This window comes from Fontibacillus panacisegetis, from assembly GCF_900102215.1.
In the GTDB taxonomy this organism is placed as follows: Bacteria; Bacillota; Bacilli; order Paenibacillales; family Paenibacillaceae; genus Fontibacillus; species Fontibacillus panacisegetis.
Genome location: NZ_FNBG01000002.1, coordinates 127844 through 149567 on the forward strand (window position 1 = coordinate 127844; position 21724 = coordinate 149567).

General features: G+C 42.6%; 24 protein-coding genes and 1 pseudogene. 4 read left to right on the plus strand and 21 right to left on the minus strand.

Annotated features, from left to right (window positions below):
- The first annotated feature begins 96 nt into the window (after window positions 1–96).
- Window positions 97–1083 (plus strand): Na/Pi cotransporter family protein, encoded by a 987-nt coding sequence (locus tag BLS49_RS03090; protein WP_091226647.1) that lies wholly within the window; start codon window positions 97–99, stop codon window positions 1081–1083.
- Window positions 1084–1255: 172 nt separating this feature from the next.
- Here BLS49_RS03090 and BLS49_RS03095 read toward each other — a convergent pair whose 3' ends face one another.
- From BLS49_RS03095 to BLS49_RS03125, 7 genes are all read right to left on the minus strand, one after another.
- The gene (locus tag BLS49_RS03095) at window positions 1256–1690 is read right to left on the minus strand and encodes an NUDIX hydrolase (protein WP_091226649.1); all 435 of its coding nucleotides are present in this window, start codon (window positions 1688–1690) and stop codon (window positions 1256–1258) included.
- 129 nt (window positions 1691–1819) lie between these two features.
- Entirely contained in the window at window positions 1820–3169 is a 1350-nt protein-coding gene (gene mtaB, locus BLS49_RS03100; protein WP_091226650.1) for a tRNA (N(6)-L-threonylcarbamoyladenosine(37)-C(2))-methylthiotransferase MtaB, read from the minus strand.
- Between the two features lie 3 nt (window positions 3170–3172).
- Window positions 3173–3937 carry an RsmE family RNA methyltransferase gene (locus BLS49_RS03105; protein WP_091226652.1) on the minus strand — a complete coding sequence of 255 codons (765 nt, stop codon included), beginning with the start codon at window positions 3935–3937 and terminating at the stop codon, window positions 3173–3175.
- A gap of 49 nt (window positions 3938–3986) precedes the next feature.
- Window positions 3987–4673 (minus strand): site-2 protease family protein, encoded by a 687-nt coding sequence (locus BLS49_RS03110; RefSeq protein ID WP_091226654.1) that lies wholly within the window; start codon window positions 4671–4673, stop codon window positions 3987–3989.
- Between the two features lie 6 nt (window positions 4674–4679).
- Window positions 4680–5648, minus strand: a complete 969-nt coding sequence (gene prmA / locus BLS49_RS03115) for a 50S ribosomal protein L11 methyltransferase (protein ID WP_091226655.1) — start codon at window positions 5646–5648, stop codon at window positions 4680–4682.
- A 102-nt stretch (window positions 5649–5750) separates the two neighbouring features.
- On the minus strand, window positions 5751–5918 hold the full coding sequence (locus BLS49_RS03120) for a YfhD family protein (protein WP_091226657.1): 168 nt from the start codon (window positions 5916–5918) through the stop codon (window positions 5751–5753).
- Between the two features lie 23 nt (window positions 5919–5941).
- Window positions 5942–6253, minus strand: coding sequence for a hypothetical protein (locus tag BLS49_RS03125; RefSeq protein ID WP_091226659.1), 312 nt, complete (start codon window positions 6251–6253; stop codon window positions 5942–5944).
- Window positions 6254–6413: 160 nt separating this feature from the next.
- Here BLS49_RS03125 and BLS49_RS03130 point away from each other — a divergent pair, with 160 nt between their 5' ends.
- Together BLS49_RS03130 and BLS49_RS03135 are read left to right on the plus strand one after the other, a co-directional pair.
- Window positions 6414–6878 (plus strand): hypothetical protein, encoded by a 465-nt coding sequence (locus BLS49_RS03130; RefSeq protein WP_425432103.1) that lies wholly within the window; start codon window positions 6414–6416, stop codon window positions 6876–6878.
- 3 nt (window positions 6879–6881) lie between these two features.
- Window positions 6882–7160 carry a YxcD family protein gene (locus tag BLS49_RS03135; RefSeq protein WP_091226661.1) on the plus strand — a complete coding sequence of 93 codons (279 nt, stop codon included), beginning with the start codon at window positions 6882–6884 and terminating at the stop codon, window positions 7158–7160.
- Between the two features lie 90 nt (window positions 7161–7250).
- Here BLS49_RS03135 and BLS49_RS03140 read toward each other — a convergent pair whose 3' ends face one another.
- The 7 genes from BLS49_RS03140 to hemW form a co-directional block, all read right to left on the minus strand.
- On the minus strand, window positions 7251–7727 hold the full coding sequence (locus BLS49_RS03140) for a hypothetical protein (RefSeq protein ID WP_091226662.1): 477 nt from the start codon (window positions 7725–7727) through the stop codon (window positions 7251–7253).
- Window positions 7728–7893: 166 nt separating this feature from the next.
- Entirely contained in the window at window positions 7894–9015 is a 1122-nt protein-coding gene (dnaJ, locus tag BLS49_RS03145) for a molecular chaperone DnaJ (RefSeq protein ID WP_091226664.1), read from the minus strand.
- 152 nt (window positions 9016–9167) lie between these two features.
- Window positions 9168–11015 (minus strand): molecular chaperone DnaK, encoded by a 1848-nt coding sequence (gene dnaK / locus BLS49_RS03150; RefSeq protein ID WP_091226665.1) that lies wholly within the window; start codon window positions 11013–11015, stop codon window positions 9168–9170.
- A gap of 247 nt (window positions 11016–11262) precedes the next feature.
- Window positions 11263–11847, minus strand: a complete 585-nt coding sequence (grpE, locus tag BLS49_RS03160) for a nucleotide exchange factor GrpE (RefSeq protein WP_091226905.1) — start codon at window positions 11845–11847, stop codon at window positions 11263–11265.
- A gap of 75 nt (window positions 11848–11922) precedes the next feature.
- Window positions 11923–12960 carry a heat-inducible transcriptional repressor HrcA gene (hrcA, locus tag BLS49_RS03165; protein ID WP_091226669.1) on the minus strand — a complete coding sequence of 346 codons (1038 nt, stop codon included), beginning with the start codon at window positions 12958–12960 and terminating at the stop codon, window positions 11923–11925.
- A 101-nt stretch (window positions 12961–13061) separates the two neighbouring features.
- Window positions 13062–13529 carry an N-acetyltransferase gene (locus BLS49_RS03170; RefSeq protein WP_091226671.1) on the minus strand — a complete coding sequence of 156 codons (468 nt, stop codon included), beginning with the start codon at window positions 13527–13529 and terminating at the stop codon, window positions 13062–13064.
- A 98-nt stretch (window positions 13530–13627) separates the two neighbouring features.
- Entirely contained in the window at window positions 13628–14818 is a 1191-nt protein-coding gene (gene hemW, locus BLS49_RS03175; RefSeq protein ID WP_091226906.1) for a radical SAM family heme chaperone HemW, read from the minus strand.
- Window positions 14819–15488: 670 nt separating this feature from the next.
- Between hemW and BLS49_RS03180 the strand changes: the two are divergent.
- Window positions 15489–16643 (plus strand): annotated as a pseudogene (locus BLS49_RS03180) (IS4 family transposase).
- Between the two features lie 316 nt (window positions 16644–16959).
- Here BLS49_RS03180 and lepA read toward each other — a convergent pair.
- The 7 genes from lepA to BLS49_RS03220 all read right to left on the minus strand — a co-directional run bounded on the left by lepA (window position 16960) and on the right by BLS49_RS03220 (window position 21675).
- Window positions 16960–18777 carry a translation elongation factor 4 gene (lepA, locus tag BLS49_RS03190; RefSeq protein ID WP_091226675.1) on the minus strand — a complete coding sequence of 606 codons (1818 nt, stop codon included), beginning with the start codon at window positions 18775–18777 and terminating at the stop codon, window positions 16960–16962.
- Window positions 18778–19137: 360 nt separating this feature from the next.
- The gene (locus tag BLS49_RS03195) at window positions 19138–19722 is read right to left on the minus strand and encodes a TetR/AcrR family transcriptional regulator (protein WP_091226677.1); all 585 of its coding nucleotides are present in this window, start codon (window positions 19720–19722) and stop codon (window positions 19138–19140) included.
- Window positions 19723–19762: 40 nt separating this feature from the next.
- Window positions 19763–20077: a DMT family transporter gene (locus tag BLS49_RS03200; RefSeq protein ID WP_091226679.1), complete on the minus strand. Its 315-nt coding sequence runs from the start codon at window positions 20075–20077 to the stop codon at window positions 19763–19765.
- 2 nt (window positions 20078–20079) lie between these two features.
- Window positions 20080–20421: a DMT family transporter gene (locus BLS49_RS03205; protein WP_091226681.1), complete on the minus strand. Its 342-nt coding sequence runs from the start codon at window positions 20419–20421 to the stop codon at window positions 20080–20082.
- Window positions 20422–20726: 305 nt separating this feature from the next.
- Window positions 20727–20984, minus strand: a complete 258-nt coding sequence (locus tag BLS49_RS25700; protein ID WP_091226682.1) for a Beta-galactosidase C-terminal domain — start codon at window positions 20982–20984, stop codon at window positions 20727–20729.
- A 46-nt stretch (window positions 20985–21030) separates the two neighbouring features.
- Window positions 21031–21339, minus strand: a complete 309-nt coding sequence (locus tag BLS49_RS03215; protein WP_091226684.1) for a PTS sugar transporter subunit IIB — start codon at window positions 21337–21339, stop codon at window positions 21031–21033.
- Window positions 21340–21363: 24 nt separating this feature from the next.
- A complete protein-coding gene (locus tag BLS49_RS03220; RefSeq protein ID WP_175471283.1) occupies window positions 21364–21675 on the minus strand; it encodes a PTS sugar transporter subunit IIA in 312 nt (103 codons plus the stop codon).
- Window positions 21676–21724 lie beyond the last annotated feature (49 nt).

A 21724-nucleotide genomic window follows, 5' to 3' on the forward strand; every position in this document is an offset into this window, starting at 1 on the left:
TGGCTCAAGTTTCCGGTCATGTCTGCATGGACCTGGTTGATACAGCATATATGTAAATTAACTTGTACACTTCCCGATCAAGGAGGGGTTTGCTTCATGTTACGAGACATTATAATTCCTGTAATCTTCGGATTCGCCCTCTTTTTGTTTGGCATGAAAGTGATGGAAGCTGCTCTTCATGCCTGGGCCGGACCACGTTTGATCAAAATATTAGAGGCATCCACCCGCACCCCTTGGACTGGACTATTATCAAGTGCATTTGTAACAGCCATTCTGCAAAGCAGCACTGCTATCACGGTAATGTCCATTGGACTTGTTAACGCGGGACTGCTAAGCTATTCCCGCACGTTGGGCATTATTCTCGGAGGAAATATTGGTACCACGCTCACAACCGAGCTGATTGCACTAAATATTTTAAAGTACGGTGCACCTTTATTAACTGTCTCGCTGACTCTCTGGGCAGCTTCCATAATGACTGGAGAAATATCTCCTCGTCGCTACTCCATGCGATGGGTCACCATGCTAAAAACGATACAATACAGCAGCCTTGCCGTTGCCGGATTCAGCATGATTATGATTGCAATAACGTGGATGCAGTCGATCGGGCCTTCCTTAGAATCTCACGGAATGATTAAGTGGCTGTTAGATCATGCAGGGTACAGCCTTTTTTGGGGAGCAATTGCCGGGGCCATCTTGACTGCCCTTATTCATAGCAGCGCCGCTGTTATAGCCATGACTATGGGACTCGTCGGAACAGGCCTATTGCCGATTGAATTAGGGATTGCCATGGTCATCGGTTCTAATGTTGGAACCTGTGTTACTGCTCTCATTGCCTCCGTAGGCGGATCAAAATCGGGCAAGTTTGTCGCATTGTCTCACATTACACTTAATCTAGGTGGAGCTTTGTTGTTTCTGCCCATGATCTCCCAGCTTGCAGCAGTCGTTTCGTGGATAAGCTCTGATCCGGCAGCTCAAATCGCCCATTCTCAGACTCTGTTTAACGTTATATGCTCACTAATTGCACTACCAATATGTTATTTACCGTTATGGACACGAATCGAACCTAAAGATTCCAAACTTTAGAGGAAGTTCAAAAAATCATCTTCCCATGACGAAGCAAATCATGAAGCAGACTCGACATCGAATCTTGAATTCAGCCGGGCCTTCCGGTGCTCACGTACTCAAACGTACGCTCCTCACGCCCTAGCTTCATCCAACCTTCTCGGTCCTGATAACCTGACTTTTTGAACTTGCACTATAATTCAAAACCAAGCTTGATCAAAGCCTTCTCCAAAATAAAATCATTATTATCATAACCGGATTTCTGCTGCTTTTCCCATGCTTCAAGCGGTTCATACCAAGCAACACTGCGAATCTCCTCGACCTGCGGACTTAAACTGCCGCCTACACTTTCCACAAGATAATAATGGACCTCTTTATCTACTTTCCCGCGTTCGGGATGATAATATGTGTAAGCAATAATATCGATAAGACAATCCACTTTGCCGATGATTCCTGTTTCCTCTAATATTTCACGCAGAGCGGTTTGGTCTATCGTCTCATTTCCTTCTCTTTTGCCTTTTGCAAATGATATTTTACCGTAACGATCGGTAATAAGCTGTACTTGAATCCGACCATTTTCTTGCTTACGGTATACGACTCCCCCTGCGGATATTTCCTTCATCGACATGTACTCAGCCTCCTCAAAACTGCATCTTCATTAGCAACAATATCTATTTCCGGATGAATAATTCCCTATATTCAACAACAAGGACTTCATCCCCAAACGGGGTGAAATCCTTGTCACAATAAGCTATAGTTATGCCAATGCCTGGCTCGTCTCTTCAAGCTCCTCAAGAACTCGTACCAATTGACCTTCGTTTGTATTGACACCGGCTTTAGTCAATTTAACACGGCACATTTTACCTGTTAAATCCTTAGCACCCTCAAAGCAAATTTGCAGATAATTATCGCTAAAACCTGCAACTCGGCCATCACCTAACAAGCCTTTTTCATCACGTTCAGGAATGACATCCAGCACCTGCCCTTCAAACATCTCGGCATATTGCAACTGCATGGCCTCGGACAATTCGATCAATTCATGAACACGAGCGTGCTTTACCTCTTCATCGACTTGGTCCTCCATCCGGGCAGCAGGTGTGCCCGTACGCTTGGAGTAAGGGAAGACATGCATTTCTGAAAATCCAATTCGCTTAATAGCTTCATATCCTTCACGATACAGTTCTTCTGTCTCGCCCGGGAACCCAACAATTAAGTCCGTAGTAATCCCCACGTCTGGCATAAAGTCGCGAATTTTCTTAATCTTTTCTTCGAACTCTTCAATCGTATATTTCCGTCTCATCCGTTTCAGCACTTCATTGCTGCCTGCCTGGAGAGGAATATGGAAGTGTCTGCACATCTTAGATGATGCTTTGAGCACTTCGAGCACACGATCATCAATTTGACTTGCTTCAATTGAACTAATACGGATTCTTCCCAATCCTTCAATCTTATCCAGATCCCATAGCAAATCAGCCAGATGATAATTATCGAGATCATCGCCATAGCCGCCGGTATGAATACCTGTTAGTACGATTTCCTTGTAACCAGCTGCAACGAGCTGTCTAGCCTGATTCACTACATTTTTAGGATCACGGCTGCGTGACAGTCCACGAGACCATGGAATAATACAGAAGGTACAGAAGTTGTTGCAGCCCTCTTGAATTTTTAGAAAAGCTCTTGTATGATCCGCAAAATCGGGAACGTCCAATTCCTCAAATTCGCGGGTTTTCATAATATTCCGAACCGCATTGATCGGCTCACGCTCACTTTGGAGTTGTTTCACGTAAGGAATAATTTTCTCACGATCCTGTGTACCAACAACAAGATCGACACCAGGAATATCCAAAATCTCCGCAGGAGATGTCTGGGCATAGCAGCCGGTAACCGCAATAATTGCATTTGGATTGCGGCGCACTGCCCGGCGAATAATTTGACGACTCTTCTTGTCTCCTGTATTCGTAACTGTACAAGTATTAATCAAATAAACGTCGGCTGTTTGTTCAAAATCAACCTGCTCATAGCCGTCGTTTTTAAACAGCTGCCAAATCGCTTCTGTGTCATAAAAATTCACTTTACAACCAACAGTATAAAATGCAACGGATGGCATACTCTAAATCCTCCCCATTTCTCCTGATTCATACATGATGCAAGTCAGGGCGGCCATCGCGGCCGTCTCCGTCCGTAAAATACGCCGTCCCAATCCAATAGAGACAGCTCTGGCAGCCTCAGCCTCAGTAACCTCCGCTTCGGCAAAACCGCCTTCCGGACCTACAACGACGAGTACCTTGTATTTTTGCCCGGAATTTAGCCCCGTGACAAAAGGCTGCAACACGTCCCGCAATTGCTGGCCGTGCTCCTTCTCATAACATAAGCAAACAAGATCATATTCTGGCAATGAACGAAGAAGCTGCTTCCATGATAATGGAAGCTCAACCGTTGGAACCCTGCTGCGGTGCGCCTGTTCAGCAGCTTCCTTGGCGATTTTGCGCCAACGTGCCGCTCGCTTCTCTTCTTTTTTGGGATCATACTGTACCACTGTTCGCTCAGATAAAAAGGGTACAAATCGAATGGCTCCAATCTCCGTACACTTCTGAATGACCGTTTCCATCTTATCGCCCTTGGGCAAGCTTTGAGCCACTATAACATCAAGCCAAGGCTCACCTTCCGGCTGTAGCATTTCAATGATCACTGCAGTCACTTCCTGCGGCTCAATTGTACGAATCTCTACAAGCGCCTCACGGGAAACACCGTCACTAACAATCAGCTTGTCACCCGTTTTGGATCTCATAACTCTGCCAATATGTCTAGCGTCTTCACCGCTAATAGTCACTATTGTTTCGCCGAACTGTTCAGGTTCAATAAAATAACGCTGCATCGCTTACCATCCTCGACCTAAAAAATCATCAAAATACATCATACAACTTTTAAGCTCCGAACAGCAAATGGAAAAAATACAAAAAATGAAGCATCATTGAATTTGCCATACTGTATAGTGGAGCTATCGTATAATTTCGAAGCACAGGCAGCATCAGAATCAACAGAAAAATCAACAATGACCACTGCTCGAATTTTTGCAACGTCCCCAGCATGGAGCGAGGAGCAAGATCCTCTACAATCCGGTATCCGTCAAGCGGAGGAAGCGGAATTAGATTAAATAAAAACAAGAAAAAGTTCATTAGAATAAACATAGTGAAGAAAATTCGGAGCGCCTCAGACAATTTATCCTCTGTAATGAGCGGAGTAGTCACTCCCATATGAATCAGCACTACAAAAATGATTGCCCCAAGTACCCCCAGCAGTAAGTTGCTTAGAGGTCCGGCGGCAGATACGATGATTCCCATTAAGCGCGGTTTGCTGAAATTGTCCCGATTCACAGGTACTGGACGCGCCCAGCCGAAGCCGGCGATGAGCAGCAGAATGATTCCAAGGAAATCAAAATGCACCGTAGGATTCAAGGTGACCCTACCAAGCAGCTTGGCGGTAGGATCTCCGAATTTATTAGCAAAATAAGCATGCGAAAACTCATGTACTGTAAACGCAATAATCAGTGTAATCAAATAGAAAGGAAGCTCCCTTAAAGGAACTCGCAATATTTGTTCCAAAAAATCCATCCAACGTTACCTCTTTCTGGCCACGAAAGCTACCCAATCTTCCTCACGGGCCGTATTCACAATCTCAAATCCCGCAGCAAGCAGCGCTTCTTTAACGGCTTGTTCTTTATTCTTATAAATACCAGAGGCAATGTAGTAGCCTCCTGCTTGTAATGCTTGGTACACATCCTCAATGAAGAGCAAAATAATTTCAGCTAGAATGTTAGCAACCACAACTCGAACCGGCAAAGTAACACTTACGCTTGAATCCCCGTTATTTTTCAGTACAGACAGCAGATCGCTTTCTACAACTTCAATCCGGTCTTCCAATCGATTCAGTTTTGTATTCTCTTTTGCACTGGATACTGCTACTGGATCAAGATCCAGGGCAAGTACGCGCGAAGCGCCAAGCTGACAGGCTCCAATCGCAAGAATACCCGAACCTGTCCCTACATCAATTACTTCGTCTCCCTCTTGAATAACGCCTTCAAGCGTTCGAAGGCATAAAGAAGTCGTTGGGTGTGTTCCTGTTCCAAACGCCATGCCTGGGTCCAATTCTATAATTTTTTCCTCTGCTGTTTCAGGAGTATACTCTTCCCAAGTTGGTTTGATGGTCAGACGCTTGGACACACGCAAAGGTTTAAAATATTGCTTCCAGTTATTTGCCCAGTCATCTTCATGTACATCTCTTACTGAAATAGTGGCATCCCCTGGATTAATATTAAATTCTTTTAGCTCCTCTGTACGTTCCTTTATTTCAGCGATGACAGCTTCTATATCTGTACCCTCAGGGAAATATCCACTAATCTTGGCTTCGCCCTCAGGAATATCATTTGGCGGGATTTCAAACCATTGCCCAAGTGAAGTATCTCTTGGCTTGCTATTGTCTACATGCTCTTCAATTGTAACTCCTCCGGCTCCTGCTTCGTGTAAAAAGTTCGAGATCATCTCCACGGCTTCTTCAGTCGTATGTATAGTAATTTCTTTCCATATCATAGTAAGTTTTCCTCCTTGGCCTTCATGAATAAGCTATATTGTACTATAGATTGTTTAGAGAGACAAAAAAAGCCGCATTACGCGACTTTTTATAATTTCAGTTTACAATTTGTATTGTCCTTGCTGGCGAGCATCTGCACGTTCGCTGCGCTCAAGTGCCTCCCAATCCTCCTGATCTGCTAGGTCCTCAGAAAACTCCACATCCTCAGCATGTCCTACCTGATATCGATCTGACTTCAACTGCTTCTTGTTTTTATTATCTTTGCTCATTCTAATTCTCCTTTAATAAAAAATTATATCTTTCCACCCGTTTCTTCCACTATACGCAATGCCTGATGATGGATACTCTCGTCAACAACAGCCGTAAGCAATATATCATGTCCCGTGGGTCCCCCTTGACCACCATGACTCATACCGCTGGCGGTTGGATCACTGGCAGCCAAAATGCCGATCGAGTTAGAAAAATCAAGTAGGCTGCTATTATCAATGCTGCCACTAAATCGTTCAATCGACACATCTATTGCTCGCAACGAATTCAATTTCCTCGCTACACCTTCCGCCTCTTCCGGGGTTTTAAAGTATGCGAGTATATTTTTCTCACCCATAATAGACCTGCCTTTCGCTTGAGTGTACAGTTCTAGGTTGCAATTTTAGATAGCACATTATTCAAATAAAAAAATTTGAAACTTTTTTTGATTTGTCCCGTATTACAAACAAGTCACAAAATAAAACGATATATAATCAAACAGGAGGGCTCCAGCTTAGATGAAGATGCTCAAAAAAATGACAATGATTGTGATGGCGTTTACACTGATTTTTGCCTTCACTTCTCCGGATTTGGCAGATGCCAAACGTAGCGGTGGATTCAAATCCGGTACTCGTTCGTATACGACAACGCCGAAAAAGTCGACAACGACCGATAGCAATGTTCAAAAATCAACAACGACTTCAAATAATAAATCCTCAGCTACTTCAACAGGATCAAATACAAAACGCGGCTTTTTTAGCGGTGGCGGCTTCATGAAGGGACTTATGATCGGTGGTCTTGCAGGCATGTTGTTCGGCGGATTGTTTAGTGGTATGGGTGCTTTCGGCAATTTACTCGGCCTTGCTGTAAACCTGCTCGCAATCTATATTGTTATCGTAGCAGTTATGGCACTGTACCGTCGCTTTAAAAATAAACCCGGTCAGCCGCGGAATGATAATTATGGGCGCGGAGGAAGATACTAAGCTATGGTTCTAAGCATGGATGAAATCATCAATGCTATCTGTCTCCATACAGCCGACCGCACAGGATTCCGTCCTACTGATGTTCAAGTTGAGCTTAGCTGGGATGAGGAAACTGGCTACACTGGGGAAGTCTGGGTTAACGGCAGAAGCAGGTATATTGTTGAATCGAACATTTTAGAAGCTATTATGCAGTATCTTTACAAGGAATATAACATTCGCGCTTTTCGTGACGATATTACACTCGATCTGGAGGATGAGATCATCGCAATCGTCTCAACCTAAACACATCTAGCGAAAACGATAGTTTTAAACAAATAAACAGGGTATCCCAAAAGTGATGTGCACTAACGGGATACCCTGTTTTTATCATTATCATTCTTTATACTTAATTCCTCCACCGCTGAATACAGTAGTATTGTCAGAATTATTATTAAGGTCACTGAACCTGTTCGTTTGAGCATCGAGACTAATTGCATTTAATTTACCAACTAGCATAGCTACACCAATCAAGAAAGGTAGTAGCAGAAGGAGTGAAAATTCTTCTATATTAAAAATTTTAAAAACAATAAACACAAGCAATGGATATCCAAGCAATAGGGAAGCTAAGACAATAAAATATTTTGAAGCAAACAACGATTCGTTGCTTTTCTTTATTAATTTGTTAATCTTCTTTTTACCGCCTAGTTTATCAAGGGTTATGGCAATAGCGTCTGAATATGATATTCCTTGTTTTGAGAGCTGCTTAATCGAAGACTGGAAATGATTCTCCAAATTCTTTTTGAGTCTAAGTGTTTTGCTATTTATATTTTCTGGAAAAAACTCCTGTAGTAATCTCTCGAGTTCATTCATTATGATGCCCTCCATTTCTTACAGATCAAAGTATCGGTCCGTTATGTTAAACGTTTTACCTAATTATAAACTACAGTTCCTTCATTTGGAAGTTGATCAAACAAAAAAACAGGCCGTTATATACGCCCTGTTTTCTCCTCATGCCTTTAATCTATTTAATGACTTATCAGTCCCCGCGAAATGCCCGCTTCATTCGATCAAAGAAGGATTGCTCATTCTCATGAGTCTGTTCACCATCAAGTGCAGCAAATTGCCGCAGCAAATCCTTCTGTTCGTCACTAAGCTTACTTGGAGTTACAACTACTACTTTGATATGTTGATCCCCTTGACCAATACCGCGAAGTTTAGGCACCCCTTTGCCCTTCAGACGGAAATAGGTTCCTGTCTGTGTGCCGGCTGGTATTTTCAGCTTCACTTTTTCTGTGAGCGTAGGAATCTCAATTTCATCACCAAGAGCTACTTGTGCAAATGTGAGCGGTATTTCACAGTAAATATCGTCACCTTCACGTTCAAAGAAATCATGCGGCTTCACACGAATCACAATGTATAAATCACCGGATGGTCCTCCGCGTAATCCACCTTCACCTTCACCAGTCATGCGCAGTTGTGCACCATCATCAACACCTGCAGGAATTTTCACATGAATTTTACGCTGCTTCTTTACTTTACCGCTACCGCTACAAGTTGAACATTTTTCCTTGATAATTTGTCCTTTACCACCGCATTGACTACATGCACGGCGGTTCACCATACGACCGAACGGCGTATTCTGAACAACTTCCTGCTGACCTGAACCATGGCACACGGAACAAGTTTCAGGCTTGGTTCCTGGCTTAGCACCTGATCCAAAGCAGGTATCGCAGTTTTCTGTTCTTGGAATTGTAATATCAGCCTCTTTACCAAAAACGGCTTCCTTGAATTCTACGGTCATTGTGTATTGTAAATCGTTCCCTCGTTGCGGTGCATTCGGGTCGCGACGTCCGCCGCCACCGCCGAAAAACATATCAAAAATGTCACCAAACCCGCCGAAATCACCGCCAGAAAATCCGCCGCCCATTCCTTGGTTCGGATCCACATGTCCATACTGATCATAACGGGCTCTCTGGCCCGAATCACTTAGAACATCGTATGCTTCCTTGACTTCCTTGAACTTAGCTTCCGCATCATCTGCTTTATTGACATCAGGGTGATATTGACGAGCCAGCTTGCGGTATGCCTTTTTGATTTCATCATCGGAAGCGTTCTTACCGAGGCCTAGCACCTCATAATAATCTCGTTTCTCAGCCATTCTCCCACCTCCGTAATCGATTATAGCATGCCGCTAAGGTGTTATTTCCTTATTATTCGGCAAAAGGAAAGTCAAAGGGCGGAAATAGCCCGCACTTTGACCTTCCCCGTTAATCAAATCTATTCACCTTATCCTAATCTGAAATCAGGTGATTAGTTCTGTTTCTTGTCTTCGTCTACAACTTCATAATCAGCGTCAACCACATTGTCCTTACCAGCAGTGCCAGCCGCTCCATCAGTAGCACCTTCAGCAGCTTGCTGAGCCTGTGCAGCCTGTTCATACAGCTTCACGGACAATTGTTGTACGATTTCAGTCAATTTTTCAGAAGCGGCGTTGATTTCTTCAAGATTTTCGCCTTCAAGCACTTTCTTCAGTTCTTCCTTAGCAGCATTTGCTTTTTCTGTTTCGGAAGCATCGACCTTATCGCCAAGTTCTTTAATCGTTTTATCAACGCTATAGATCAATTGGTCGCCGTTGTTCTTGGCTTCAACAAGTTCTTTACGCTTCTTGTCTTCTTCCGCATGAAGCTCGGCGTCCTTCATCATACGTTCTACTTCGTCATCGCTCAAGCCGCTTGAGGAAGTGATCGTAATTTTTTGGCTCTTGCCGGTTCCTTTATCGGTAGCCGATACGTTAACAATACCATTAGCATCGATATCAAAGGAAACTTCGATTTGTGGCACACCACGCGGAGCCAAAGGAATGTCACCAAGCATAAAGCGGCCAAGTGTCTTGTTACCTGCTGCCATTTCACGTTCACCTTGCAGAACATGAATTTCTACACTTGGTTGATTATCCGCATAGGTAGAGAATACTTGTGATTTACTTGTAGGAATCGTTGTGTTACGTTCAATCATCTTCGTGAATACGCCGCCCGCAGTTTCAATACCTAAGGAAAGAGGTGTTACGTCAAGCAATACTACGTCTTTAACGTCACCAGTCAATACACCAGCTTGAACTGCTGCACCCAGTGCAACAACTTCATCCGGGTTAACGCCTTTATGAGGCTCTTTACCAGTCAATTTCTTAATAGCTTCTTGTACTGCTGGAATACGAGTTGAACCACCAACAAGTACAATTTTATGAATATCGGCTGGAGTCATACCAGCATCGCTAAGCGCACGACGAGTTGGTCCCAAAGTACGTTCAACGAGATCGGCAGACAATTCTTCGAACTTCGCACGAGTCAGGTTAAGCTCCAAGTGCTGCGGTACTCCGTCAACTACTGTAATAAACGGCAGTGAGATTGTAGTTGTGAGAACACCGGATAGTTCTTTTTTCGCTTTTTCAGCAGCATCTTTCAAACGTTGTACAGCAGCTTTATCCTTACTGAGATCAATCCCTTGATCCTTCTTGAATTCTGCTACTAGATAATCGATGATTACTTGGTCAAAGTCGTCACCACCAAGACGATTGTCACCACTAGTAGCTTTAACTTCGAAGAAGCCATCGCCGAGTTCAAGAATGGATACGTCAAATGTACCACCACCAAGGTCATACACTAGGATCGTTTGATCCTCAGCTTTTTCCATACCATATGCAAGGGCTGCAGCCGTTGGTTCGTTAACGATACGCAAAACTTCAAGACCAGCAATTTTACCGGCATCTTTAGTAGCTTGACGTTGGCTGTCATTGAAATAAGCTGGAACAGTAATAACCGCTTGTGTTACAGTCTGACCCAGGTATGCTTCTGCGTCGGATTTCAGTTTTTGCAAAATGATTGCGGAAATTTCTTGAGCTGTGTATTCCTTGCCATCAATGTTTTCTTTATGGTTAGTACCCATATGTCTCTTGATCGACATAATCGTACGATCTGGATTCGTGATGGCTTGACGTTTTGCAGTTTCACCTACAATACGCTCGCCGTCTTTCTTAAAGCCTACAACAGAAGGGGTTGTACGAGCGCCTTCAGGGTTAGGAATAACGACTGCTTCGCCGCCCTCCATAACTGCAACGCAGGAGTTTGTTGTACCAAGGTCAATACCAATTACTTTACTCATGTGAATATATCCTCCTCAAAAATTAAGTATGTTTGAATTGCTTTCAAAATTAGAAGCCGAATATGCTTCTTTGAAAATACTACGTGATCAAAAGTCAGCTTTTCAGCACCGAGAAGTTTGGATGAAGCAGAGACTGAGGAGCAGAGCGTAGTGATAGCTACGTGAGCACCGGAAGTCGCTGCTGAATTCAAAATTCGATGTCGATTATGCTTCTTTGAAAATACTACGTGATCAAAAGCTGACTAGCTTAGCCGCTAACTTTGACCATTGCTGGGCGTAACACTTTATCCTTAAGCAGATAGCCCTTTTGAAGCTCCTCTACAATGATTCCTTCTTCATGGTCTTCAGATTCAACCTGCATTATAGCTTGATGGTATTCAGGATTAAATGGTTGTCCCACTGTTTCCATCGCAGTCAAACCCTCAGCTTGCAAAATTCCTTCAAATTGACGCAGTATCATTTCTACGCCCTTCGCATATGATGCCGCTTCAGTGGTATCGCTGGTAGTACTAAGAGCTCTCTCGAAATTATCAACTACTGGCAGCAATTCGGTAATAAGTTTGGCAGATGCATACTTTCCGAGTTCTTCCTTTTCTTTCTGTGTACGACGGCGGAAATTATCAAAATCAGCTTGTGTACGAAGTAAACGTTGTTTATGTTCCTCCACTTCCGCAAGAAGCTTCCCGGTCTCAGATGATGCATCTTCCGATACAACAACATCCTCATTAACTTGCCCTGTTTCCCCGGCTGAAAATGAAGCCTCCTCCTGCTGACTTTGATCTTGATTCACGTTATCGTTCAATGTGGATTCTTCCTCTTGATTCGTATTCATATAATCTTCTTGAACAGACTGTTTCTTCAAGATGTCACCTCCTTAACATGTTTACCATTCAAATGTTGGATTAAATCATTCATGCAATCTGGATAAAAAATTGGTCATATTTTTAGATAATATATCCAAAATCCGGATGACCCGGGCATATTCCATTCTAGTTGGTCCTAATATGCCGATTGTTCCTACAGCTTCGCCTTCAATTGCATAGGTCGCTGTAATAAGGCTGCAGTTCGCAAATGCCTCATGATCATTTTCGGTACCGATACGCACTTGTATGCCCAAGTTAGCAGAAGCCGAGGTCATCATTTTCATCAATGTCGGTGTCTCTTCCAAAAGGTCCAAAATACTCTTCACCTTATCGACATCGCGAAATTCTGGCTGTGTCAGCATATTTGTCGCTCCACTAAGAAACAACCGCTGTGCATCTTGCCCACCACCATCAAGCACATCATCAAGCACTTGAATCAGCTCTTCAAAATGATTAATGTGACGCTGCATTTCCTGTCCGATCTCACTATACAGTGCAGATTTCAGCTTATAAATCGGTACTCCTGCCAGCTTCCGATTAAGCAAATTAACTACTTTCTCCAAATCTGCTACAGAGACGCCCGCCGGAATGGCCACCGTCTTGTTCTCAACCTGTCCTGTGTTAGTAACGACAATGGCAACCGCCGTAGTATCATTCAACGGGAGCAGTTGAAAATGACGCAGAGATGTATGAAAAACTTCCGGCCCAAGTAGGATGGAAGTGTAGTTTGTCATATGGGACAAAATCGTTCCGGCATGCTGCACAACCTGTTCGATTGCATTTAATTTTTCAGCAAAAAAAGTTTTCAGTGTAGAAAGCTCTTCTGAAGGAAGTAGATTTAATGGAGACAAGTGATCCACATAGTATCGGTATCCTTTATGGGAAGGTATACGTCCCGCCGAAGTATGCGGCTGTTCCAAAAATCCCAGCTCTTCAAGATCTGCCATCTCATTGCGAATCGTTGCCGGGCTGTACCCGACATCTCCACGCTTGGAGATACTTCGGGACCCCACCGGCTCCGCCGAACGAATATAGTCATCTACAATAGCTGTCAAAATCATTCTCTGGCGCTCCGTCAACAATGGAAATCCCTCCTGATCACTGTTTTTTGTCGTTAGCACTCTAACTCGATGAGTGCTAAACTATAATACAAAAATACCAAACCAACCTGACAATTGTCAAGTCAGTCCAGTATCTTAAGTACAGCTATTTCATCACAGCAGTGTTGTTTCGAGCAATTTACGCAATCTGTCCATACTTTTTCAGGGAAAATCTCTTTTTCAACAACTGCAAAGCCATTTTTCAGAAAAAAAGAGACTTCGTAAGTTAAAGCCATTATTTTAGGAATCGAGAGGCGTCTTGCTTCCTTAACGAGTTGTTCCACCAGCATTGAGCCTAATCCTCGCCCTTTAAATCCTTCAGCTATGCCAAGTGACCGGACTTCAACCAACTCTTCACCTAATCTGCAGAGTGATCCGCAGCCTACAACGACTCCGTCCACTTCAGCCACTACGAAATCGCCAATTTGCCGTTGCAGCACAGCGCGGGAGCGTGGAAGCATAATCCCTTGACGGGCATAATTCTCTATCATTAAATACAATGGCTCAACATCTTCAAGCTGCGCTTGTCTGCATACCGCTACGGCCGGCATTCTCTCTCCTCCTTAAACAAAACCGAAACTAATACGAATAAATATACATTAATACGTATAAAAGTTCAAGAGAGAATGTGATATAAATCATTACTTGATTATGGCTTCGATGTGAGCTCTCCGATAAATTCTCCGAATACATCGTTTCCGAACAATATTCCTTTATCGCTCAGTCGATAACCTCCGCCGTCAGCGTGTCTTTCCAGCAAACCACTGTTCACCATTTTACTCAACGGTCTTTTGAAAATAATTTCCAAATCAGCCCCGAACTGTGTGGTAAAGTCCTGGTCACGAATTCCATCCAGCATGCGCAGACCCACCATCACAAAGTCCTCCATAGCTTCAGCTTGGCCCACTGTGTACTGTTCAAGTCGAGGAAGTTTCTCTTTAGCAACTTCTACATAAGGATTAACTCCCTTAATATTCATATGGCGCTGATGTCCAACATAACCGTGTGCGCCCGCACCCAATCCATAATAATCCTCATTACGCCAATACGTTATATTATGAAGGCTTTCAAATCCCGGCTTCGCAAAATTACTGATTTCATACTGCTTGTATCCTGATTTCTTCATCCGTTCCATCAATAGAAGATACATCTTCAATTCGTCCTCTTCATTTGGCAGTGGAAGCTGATTTCGTTGAAACAGCGTATGAAAAAGAGTATTCTCCTCAACCTTCAAGCTATAGATAGAGTAATGTGGGAGTCCCAGTTCAAGAGCCCGCGTAACACTCTGATCCAGCATCTCAACCGTCTGGTTAGGCAAACCAAACATTAAGTCGATTGACAGGTTATGCAGACCCGCTTTATGAGCATTGTCCAAACTACGATACACATCATCTGTATTATGGATTCGTCCGATACCAGAGAGCAGTTCATTTTGGAATGCCTGAACACCGAAGCTAACCCGATTCACTCCTCCAGCTTTCATAACGGATAGCTTTTCAAGATCGGTTGTACCCGGATTCGCCTCCATTGTGAACTCGATATTGGAATCCCAGTTTGGGAAATGTCTGCGAATGGAACCCAGAAAATACTCCATCTCTTGTGGATTTAATACCGTTGGTGTTCCTCCACCTACAAATATCGTTTTAATGACTCCGGGCGGAGTAGCTTGAACGGTTAGCTCCATCTCATGATCCAACGCACGAAGGTAGTCCATCACGGGCTGGTCCTTGAGCACATAGGAATTGAAATCACAATAGAAGCATTTATTCGTACAAAAAGGAATGTGTATATAGATAGCTTGTGGTGGATTCTGTATTTGGGTTGATGTTAAATCTGGCATTCCCAGATGTGAATTATTCAATTTGCTGTTCATGGCAATGCCTCCTTAATTGTTAGTTGCATTTCTTACATTTAAATTGCAAGATTTAACTCTTCAAACTGGATTAATTGCATATTGTGCACTTATTTCACTGAAAGAGAGGGGTATCTGAATCTATATTCGAAATTATGTGTACTTTATACACTAACCTTACATTCAATTTGACATCAAAGAGCTTGAATATTTAAAAGGGGCTTTCCCAAAAGTAGGGTTGCTGTTAAAACTAGAATTAGCGGTGCTAGGAAGATGATCCCTGCACCGCTTGATCCTACCACACATTCTATGGCCGTATCTCAAGTGTAATAGTGTCATGATGCGGAATTCCTGAAATTCCTGCAAATGTGCAGTTTTTGGTCATGTAAATCCTCTAAATGACCTAAATTGCTGCAAATGTACAGGCTTTCTCTAAGGATTCTCTTCGAACTAGCACTAGCGTTGCATTAACTTTTCAAGAAATGTTTTAAATCACTAATTTACTAATTCTTCAAATTATAGGCTGGTTTACATGTGCAAAAATAAAGAAATCTCCTATTGTTGAGTTATCCAAAAACGTTATCCATCAACGTCTCAACAAAAGGAGATTTCCATGGATAACAATACAAATTTAAGTGTCATATGTCAATGTCTACAAATGTTAAATATCAGTCCTTCCCGGGATGGCGATTTGGATTATCGTGCTCGCAAGCTTTTTGTCGGTTCTTCCCTACTGCTGTTCATTGAAGCCCAGTTACAGCAACGCGAATCCTACGCTGAAATGTCTGAGCATCTTGGAGCTAATGAAGATTTTCAAGCGATGCTTGGTGGGCTTGAAAGCATAAGCCCATCACAACTTTCGCGGAAAATGAAGAAGCTTCCCATAGAGAACCTTCACCTGGTATTCATGCAAGTAACGAGGCAAATCCAACAATTAGCAGCGAGCAAGCCAGGAATCACGACTAAAATCGGAAAGCTCAAGATCCTTGATTCTACTCAAATCACCTTGCCAGCGATTCTTTCCAAATGGGCTTACTGCTCTGCATCCAATCACGGCGTGAAAATGCACACTTCACTTCTAGTTGTTGATGCGAAGACGATGTATCCAGATCAAATCATCGCTTCGACCAAAGATGTCGCAGACCACGAAGTTGTGCAGAACTTTACTGTCGATAAAGAAGTAACCTATGTGATGGATCGAGGCTATCAGGTGCACAAGCATTTTCAAACCTGGGTCAAACAAGGGATTAAGTTTGTTGCTCGGGTTAAAGATAATACCCGACTTACGATCATCAAGGAACGAAATCTTCCTAAGCGAGGAGGTTTCATTCGGGATGCGGATGTGACTCTGCCCGGGCAACAGATTAAGTTGCGACTCATCGAGTTTCAAGATCAGCAAGGCCGTTTGTATCGCCTTGTCACAAGTCGCCTGGATTTATCCGCACACTAAATTGCAGATGTATACCGGCACCGGTGGCAGATTGAATTATTCTTTAAATGGATCAAGCAACACATCCGTTTAGTGAAGCCACATGGGTATACCGCAGAAGCCATCTGGAACCAGATGTATATCGCGTTGATATCCTATGCTCTGTGCCTGTTGCTACGATTAAAGCTGGAGTGCAAGCAAACCGTTTGGCAGTTACTTCGATTGATTCGGCTCTATGCAGATCGGTCATGGACAAGGCTATATGAAGCCCTATTCAAAAAGCCAACACGGAGCTCAAAAGGACGAACGAAGCGAAACGGTCGGCCACCCAAGCAGGCGAACAAATCGATGAAGCCGCGAATCATTGTAGACGTATCAAACTAAATACTTAAATTTCAAAAAAATGGATAATGTTTGGGTTTAATCTCCTCTGTACTTTTTTAAATTAAAACAAAATGCTCCCTGCTAAATATATACTAATCTAGATGTTTGTTACATCTCGTAGCTATCTGCATTTGCTTAAATCCAGCATAAGAAGATTAATGCAACGCTAGTGTCGAACTAGTCTATTCTGAACCATATTCCTGCATTTTTGCATGCTTTTCCTGATATTTTGCCTTTCCACTTCTAAACAAGAAGCGTCCCTCAAAATTATCTTAGATAACTTTTGGGACAGCCTCTTCACATTAAGATCATTCTTCTAATTATCGTCAATCTTAAGAACCGCCATAAACGCTTCCTGCGGAACCTCTACGTTTCCGACCTGCTTCATGCGCTTCTTACCTTCCTTCTGCTTCTCAAGAAGTTTACGTTTCCGTGAGATGTCACCGCCGTAACATTTAGCAAGTACGTTTTTACGCATCGCTTTAACAGTCTCCCGGGCAACAACCTTCGTACCAACCGACGCTTGAATAGGTACCTCAAACATTTGTCGTGGGATCAGCTCACGAAGCTTCTCACAAATAATCCGTCCACGTTGATAAGCACGTTCACGGTGAACGATAAAGGACAATGCATCCACCTGTTCTCCGTTAAGCAAAATATCCATTTTTACCAGATTAGACTTACGGTAACCAGACACTTCATAGTCAAAGGAAGCGTAACCCTTCGTACCTGATTTTAACTGATCAAAGAAGTCATATACAATTTCCGATAACGGAACCTGATAAATAATCGTAACCCGTGTCGTATCCAGATACTCCATATTGACGAATTCGCCACGTTTGCTCTGACACAGTTCCATTACCGTACCTACGTAATCGTTAGGCACTATAATGGAAGCTTTAACAAATGGTTCTTCAACATAATCGATCTTGCCAACCTCTGGATAATTAGACGGGTTGTCAATCGAAATGGTATCTCCATTCGTCAATGTGACATGATAAATTACGCTTGGAGCGGTAGTAATGAGTGGAATATTAAATTCGCGCTCGATACGTTCCTGAATAACATCCATATGCAAAAGACCCAAGAAACCACAGCGGAAGCCGAATCCTAGTGCACTCGATGTTTCTGGCTCAAAGCTGAGTGAAGCGTCATTAAGCTGCAGCTTCTCAAGAGCTTCGCGCAAATCGTTGTAGTCCGAGGTTTCGATAGGGTACAGACCGCAGAATACCATCGGGTTGATTTTACGATAGCCTGGAAGAGGTTCAACAGTAGGTGTCTTGGTATACGTGATCGTATCACCAACACGAGTGTCTCCCACATGCTTGATTCCGGCAACGATAAATCCAACATCACCGACATTTAATTCATCCACAATCGTCATACGAGGCATAAACGCACCAACCTCGATGACCTCAAAATCCTTGTTCGTAGCCATCATTTTGATTTTCGAGCCGGCTTTAATGCTGCCATTCACAACCCGTACATAAACAATAACACCTTTGTAAGGGTCATAATGAGAATCGAAAATAAGCGCTTTTAATGGTTCATCAGGATCTCCGGTAGGCGCAGGTACTTTCTGGACAACTTGCTCCAGGATTTCCTTGATACCGATACCCGCCTTGGCTGAAGCCAGCACTGCCTCGCTCGCATCAAGACCGATAACATCCTCGACCTCTTGCTTGACACGCTCAGGGTCAGCACTTGGCAAGTCAATTTTATTAATAACAGGCAAAATCTCCAGATTATTATCAAGTGCCAAATATACGTTAGCTAACGTCTGCGCTTCAATCCCTTGAGCAGCATCTACAACGAGCAGTGCGCCTTCACAAGCTGCAAGACTCCGCGATACTTCATACGTGAAATCGACGTGTCCCGGTGTATCTATAAGATTAAGGATATACTCCTCACCATCATCAGCACGATAGGTCAACCGCACGGCCTGTAGCTTGATCGTAATTCCACGTTCACGTTCCAGATCCATCGAATCAAGCACCTGCTCCTGCATTTCACGCGAGGATAATGCTCCTGTAAACTCCAGAATCCGGTCGGCTAAAGTCGATTTGCCATGGTCAATATGTGCAATAATACTGAAGTTACGAATCATTTTTTGTCTAGCTCTAATATCAGTCATTCTTACCCCCACCAAAATTCGTCGGTATAATCAATTTATTATATCAGTCAAAAGTGTTCAGAGCAATAAAAGTCAGCGATAGAGATGAATATGGTGAATGTAACAAAAAACTGTCCAACAGGTCGAAAAAACCTGTTGGACAGCTGTTGCTGCTATTTTTTTCAGAATAGTTACGGTAAGAATCAAACAAAAACTCAATCGGCTTAACCACAGGTGCAGTCAGAGTGACATCCATTACAACAATTGGGACTGCTGTCGCCTTGGATTTCTATACCAACGACCACCACCTCTTTGAGATTCACAGCAGCGGTTTACCTTTCCTAAGCATATTCATTCAATTCTCCAAGGCTCTTTCCAACTTTAATGTTTCTTGTTAATTCCGCGTGAGAATACTTCCCACGTTGCCTTTAACCTTATTTCACATTCTTCCCTCGATGAGTTCCCTATAGATAGTAATATTCCATCTAAAATGCAAAAGAATGATGAAATAATAGTATCTTCATTAATATATTTATCAAGTTCAGGCTTAATAATATCACGAATCAGCTTTTTAATTTCTTCATCAACTTCATTAAATCGCTGCAAGATAGCATCTTTAAATTGGTCAGGAGGATCCACGGAATATCTTATTACAAAATAAGCAAGATCTTTTTCATAAAGATATTCAATGATTTGCTCCGTAAATGTGTATAGTTTATCCACTTTAGAGAGACCTATTATGTCAGTGGCTTTTTGGCGTACAAAATTCAAATAATCACTCATCACATCATCCGCTACACTTTCGAACAATTCTTCCTTACTGGAGAAATAAGCATAAATAGAAGGAGCTTTAATTTTTACTTTTAATGCTATATCTCGAATAGAAGTCTGTGCGTAGCCCTGTTTAGAGAATAGAACAAGTGCATTTTGTAATATTTTTTGTTTTGTTTCTTCTCCCTTACTCATCTTAGCCACCTCGTAATAATTTTTTTAAGTGTTAATACTCTCAAGAGACTAACTTCAATCCAACGATACTCAATATAATTCCACTAACAAGAGCTAATTTTTTGGAGTCTTTAGGCTCCTTGAAAACATACATTCCTAATAAAACACTACCAGCCGCACCAATACCTGTCCATGCTCCATAACCTATGCTAATTGGGATTTCTTTTAAAGACAAGGAAAGTAGAAAAAAGCTTGCCCCTATGAGCAAAGTATAAATTAATGTATACTTTAATTTTGAAAATCCCTCGGATAATTTCAAAAATATTACGCCTCCAACTTCCAATAATCCTGCGATGATAAGTAAGAACCAGCTCATTTTTAAGCCCCCTTCACTTTCTCAGGTTGATTAGAAACGAATTTCAACCCAATAATACAGCTAATAAGAATGATTACCAGTACAATTTTCAATACACTCACTTGATCACCTAAAAACATCATTCCAACAAGAGCCGTGCCAAAAGAACCGATTCCAGTGAAAACTGCATAAGCCGTTGATACTGGAAGATATTTTGTCGCTTTAGCAAATAAATAGAAGCTAGCTACCATTAAAATGATAGTTGGTACCACGATTGCGATCTTTGTGAAGCCATCTGAATATGACAAGCCGATAGCCCACCCTACCTCCAAACCCCCTCCAAGAACAAGAAATAACCACGCCATATCAAATACCACCTTTCAAAATTTTCTGATGATAAATTCTAACTATCGTTAGTTAGAATTTATCATGAATTTAATTATTTTGCAAATACCGACAACTTGATCAGGACGTAACCTGGTTTGGACGTTCGGGTAACGGAATGCGCTTCCCATTCCAACAAAAAAATGCCATCCTTTCCTGTTCATTTACAGAAAGAATGGCATTTTTAACCCGTTAGAACCATTGTTATAAAATCAACCTGTAATGCATGCTTGCAACTTTTATGCTCAGACTCTACAAAATAGACCCGTTCATCAATACGACTTCCTTAGGCTAACTTTTGAAGCAAACTTACTCCGTAGGGCTGAAGTGTCATGAAATGACTTTCCCTTGTTTCCGAAAGTAAATCGTACACTGGCTGTTTTAATGAAATTGTGAACGACTCGCTTGAGTAATTGAGCAGAAACAAATAATTGTTAGCTCCATCGGTGCGGTAAACTGTTTCAACTGTAGAGGGAATCTCCCCCCATTCGCTGGAAGGGTGTACATAAATAGGGCGACCTCTTCCGGATAAAATTTCGGGAATCGATCGCCGCTACATTTAAAGTCTTTATTCATTTCTGCTATGAAAATTAATCTCTCGCTAGTTCAAGTGCTCTTGCCAGCACTTTCTCTCCGTTCATTCTACCGTAATCGACTGTATTGATTACATCTACTTTTATGCCTTTGGGAACATACGTCTTTTCATAATCTTTTCTCATATATGCAACTTGCGGGCCAAGCATCAGAACATCAATGTCATCAGCGATGTTCGACAAAGCCTCGCTGGCGGTTGCCTGAATGCTTACTTCCTGGCCGCTGGCTTGAGCCGCTTCCTGCATTTTTTTTACCATAAGGCTAGTGGACATGCCCGCGGAACATACAAGTACGATTCTGATCATCTGTGGAAATCCCCTTTCAGCTCGTTAATTTTTCTGAGTGTGCTCGTAAAGCTCGACAAATTCCTTGGCCATATCCTTGACCGTCATTGCATTCATCAGGTGGTCCTGGGCGTGAATCATCAGCAGCGTGATTTCCTGCTTGGTTCCTCCAGCCTCCTCCTGAATTAGACGAGTTTGCACTTTATGTGCATCCTTTAGTTCCTTCGATGCGGTTTCAAGCAATTCGGCAGCACCTTTAAAATCCTTTTGTTTAGACAGCATGATTGCTTCCATAGCTTTGCTTCGTGCAGCGCCGGACATTGCGATCAGTGCCATAACTTTCTCCAGATAGTCCACTTCTGTAACCCTCCAATTGCATTATTTTACACAGTATGATGATTAACAA

Bases quoted from the DNA above. Each gene is read 5' to 3' on its own strand.
- dnaK (WP_091226665.1), bottom strand. From the start codon at position 11,015: ATGAGTAAAGTAATTGGTATTGACCTTGGTACAACAAACTCCTGCGTT.
- BLS49_RS03110 (WP_091226654.1), bottom strand. From the start codon at position 4,673: ATGGATTTTTTGGAACAAATATTGCGAGTTCCTTTAAGGGAGCTTCCT.
- BLS49_RS03205 (WP_091226681.1), bottom strand. From the start codon at position 20,421: ATGGCGTGGTTATTTCTTGTTCTTGGAGGGGGTTTGGAGGTAGGGTGG.
- prmA (WP_091226655.1), bottom strand. From the start codon at position 5,648: ATGATATGGAAAGAAATTACTATACATACGACTGAAGAAGCCGTGGAG.
- BLS49_RS03090 (WP_091226647.1), top strand. From the start codon at position 97: ATGTTACGAGACATTATAATTCCTGTAATCTTCGGATTCGCCCTCTTT.
- BLS49_RS03125 (WP_091226659.1), bottom strand. From the start codon at position 6,253: ATGGGTGAGAAAAATATACTCGCATACTTTAAAACCCCGGAAGAGGCG.
- BLS49_RS03130 (WP_425432103.1), top strand. From the start codon at position 6,414: ATGAAGATGCTCAAAAAAATGACAATGATTGTGATGGCGTTTACACTG.
- BLS49_RS03120 (WP_091226657.1), bottom strand. From the start codon at position 5,918: ATGAGCAAAGATAATAAAAACAAGAAGCAGTTGAAGTCAGATCGATAT.
- lepA (WP_091226675.1), bottom strand. From the start codon at position 18,777: ATGACTGATATTAGAGCTAGACAAAAAATGATTCGTAACTTCAGTATT.
- BLS49_RS03140 (WP_091226662.1), bottom strand. From the start codon at position 7,727: ATGAATGAACTCGAGAGATTACTACAGGAGTTTTTTCCAGAAAATATA.
- BLS49_RS03105 (WP_091226652.1), bottom strand. From the start codon at position 3,937: ATGCAGCGTTATTTTATTGAACCTGAACAGTTCGGCGAAACAATAGTG.
- grpE (WP_091226905.1), bottom strand. From the start codon at position 11,847: ATGAATACGAATCAAGAGGAAGAATCCACATTGAACGATAACGTGAAT.
- BLS49_RS03200 (WP_091226679.1), bottom strand. From the start codon at position 20,077: ATGAGCTGGTTCTTACTTATCATCGCAGGATTATTGGAAGTTGGAGGC.
- hemW (WP_091226906.1), bottom strand. From the start codon at position 14,818: ATGCCAGATTTAACATCAACCCAAATACAGAATCCACCACAAGCTATC.
- BLS49_RS03170 (WP_091226671.1), bottom strand. From the start codon at position 13,529: ATGCCGGCCGTAGCGGTATGCAGACAAGCGCAGCTTGAAGATGTTGAG.
- BLS49_RS03215 (WP_091226684.1), bottom strand. From the start codon at position 21,339: ATGATCAGAATCGTACTTGTATGTTCCGCGGGCATGTCCACTAGCCTT.
- BLS49_RS03095 (WP_091226649.1), bottom strand. From the start codon at position 1,690: ATGTCGATGAAGGAAATATCCGCAGGGGGAGTCGTATACCGTAAGCAA.
- mtaB (WP_091226650.1), bottom strand. From the start codon at position 3,169: ATGCCATCCGTTGCATTTTATACTGTTGGTTGTAAAGTGAATTTTTAT.
- BLS49_RS03195 (WP_091226677.1), bottom strand. From the start codon at position 19,722: ATGAGTAAGGGAGAAGAAACAAAACAAAAAATATTACAAAATGCACTT.
- dnaJ (WP_091226664.1), bottom strand. From the start codon at position 9,015: ATGGCTGAGAAACGAGATTATTATGAGGTGCTAGGCCTCGGTAAGAAC.
- BLS49_RS03135 (WP_091226661.1), top strand. From the start codon at position 6,882: ATGGTTCTAAGCATGGATGAAATCATCAATGCTATCTGTCTCCATACA.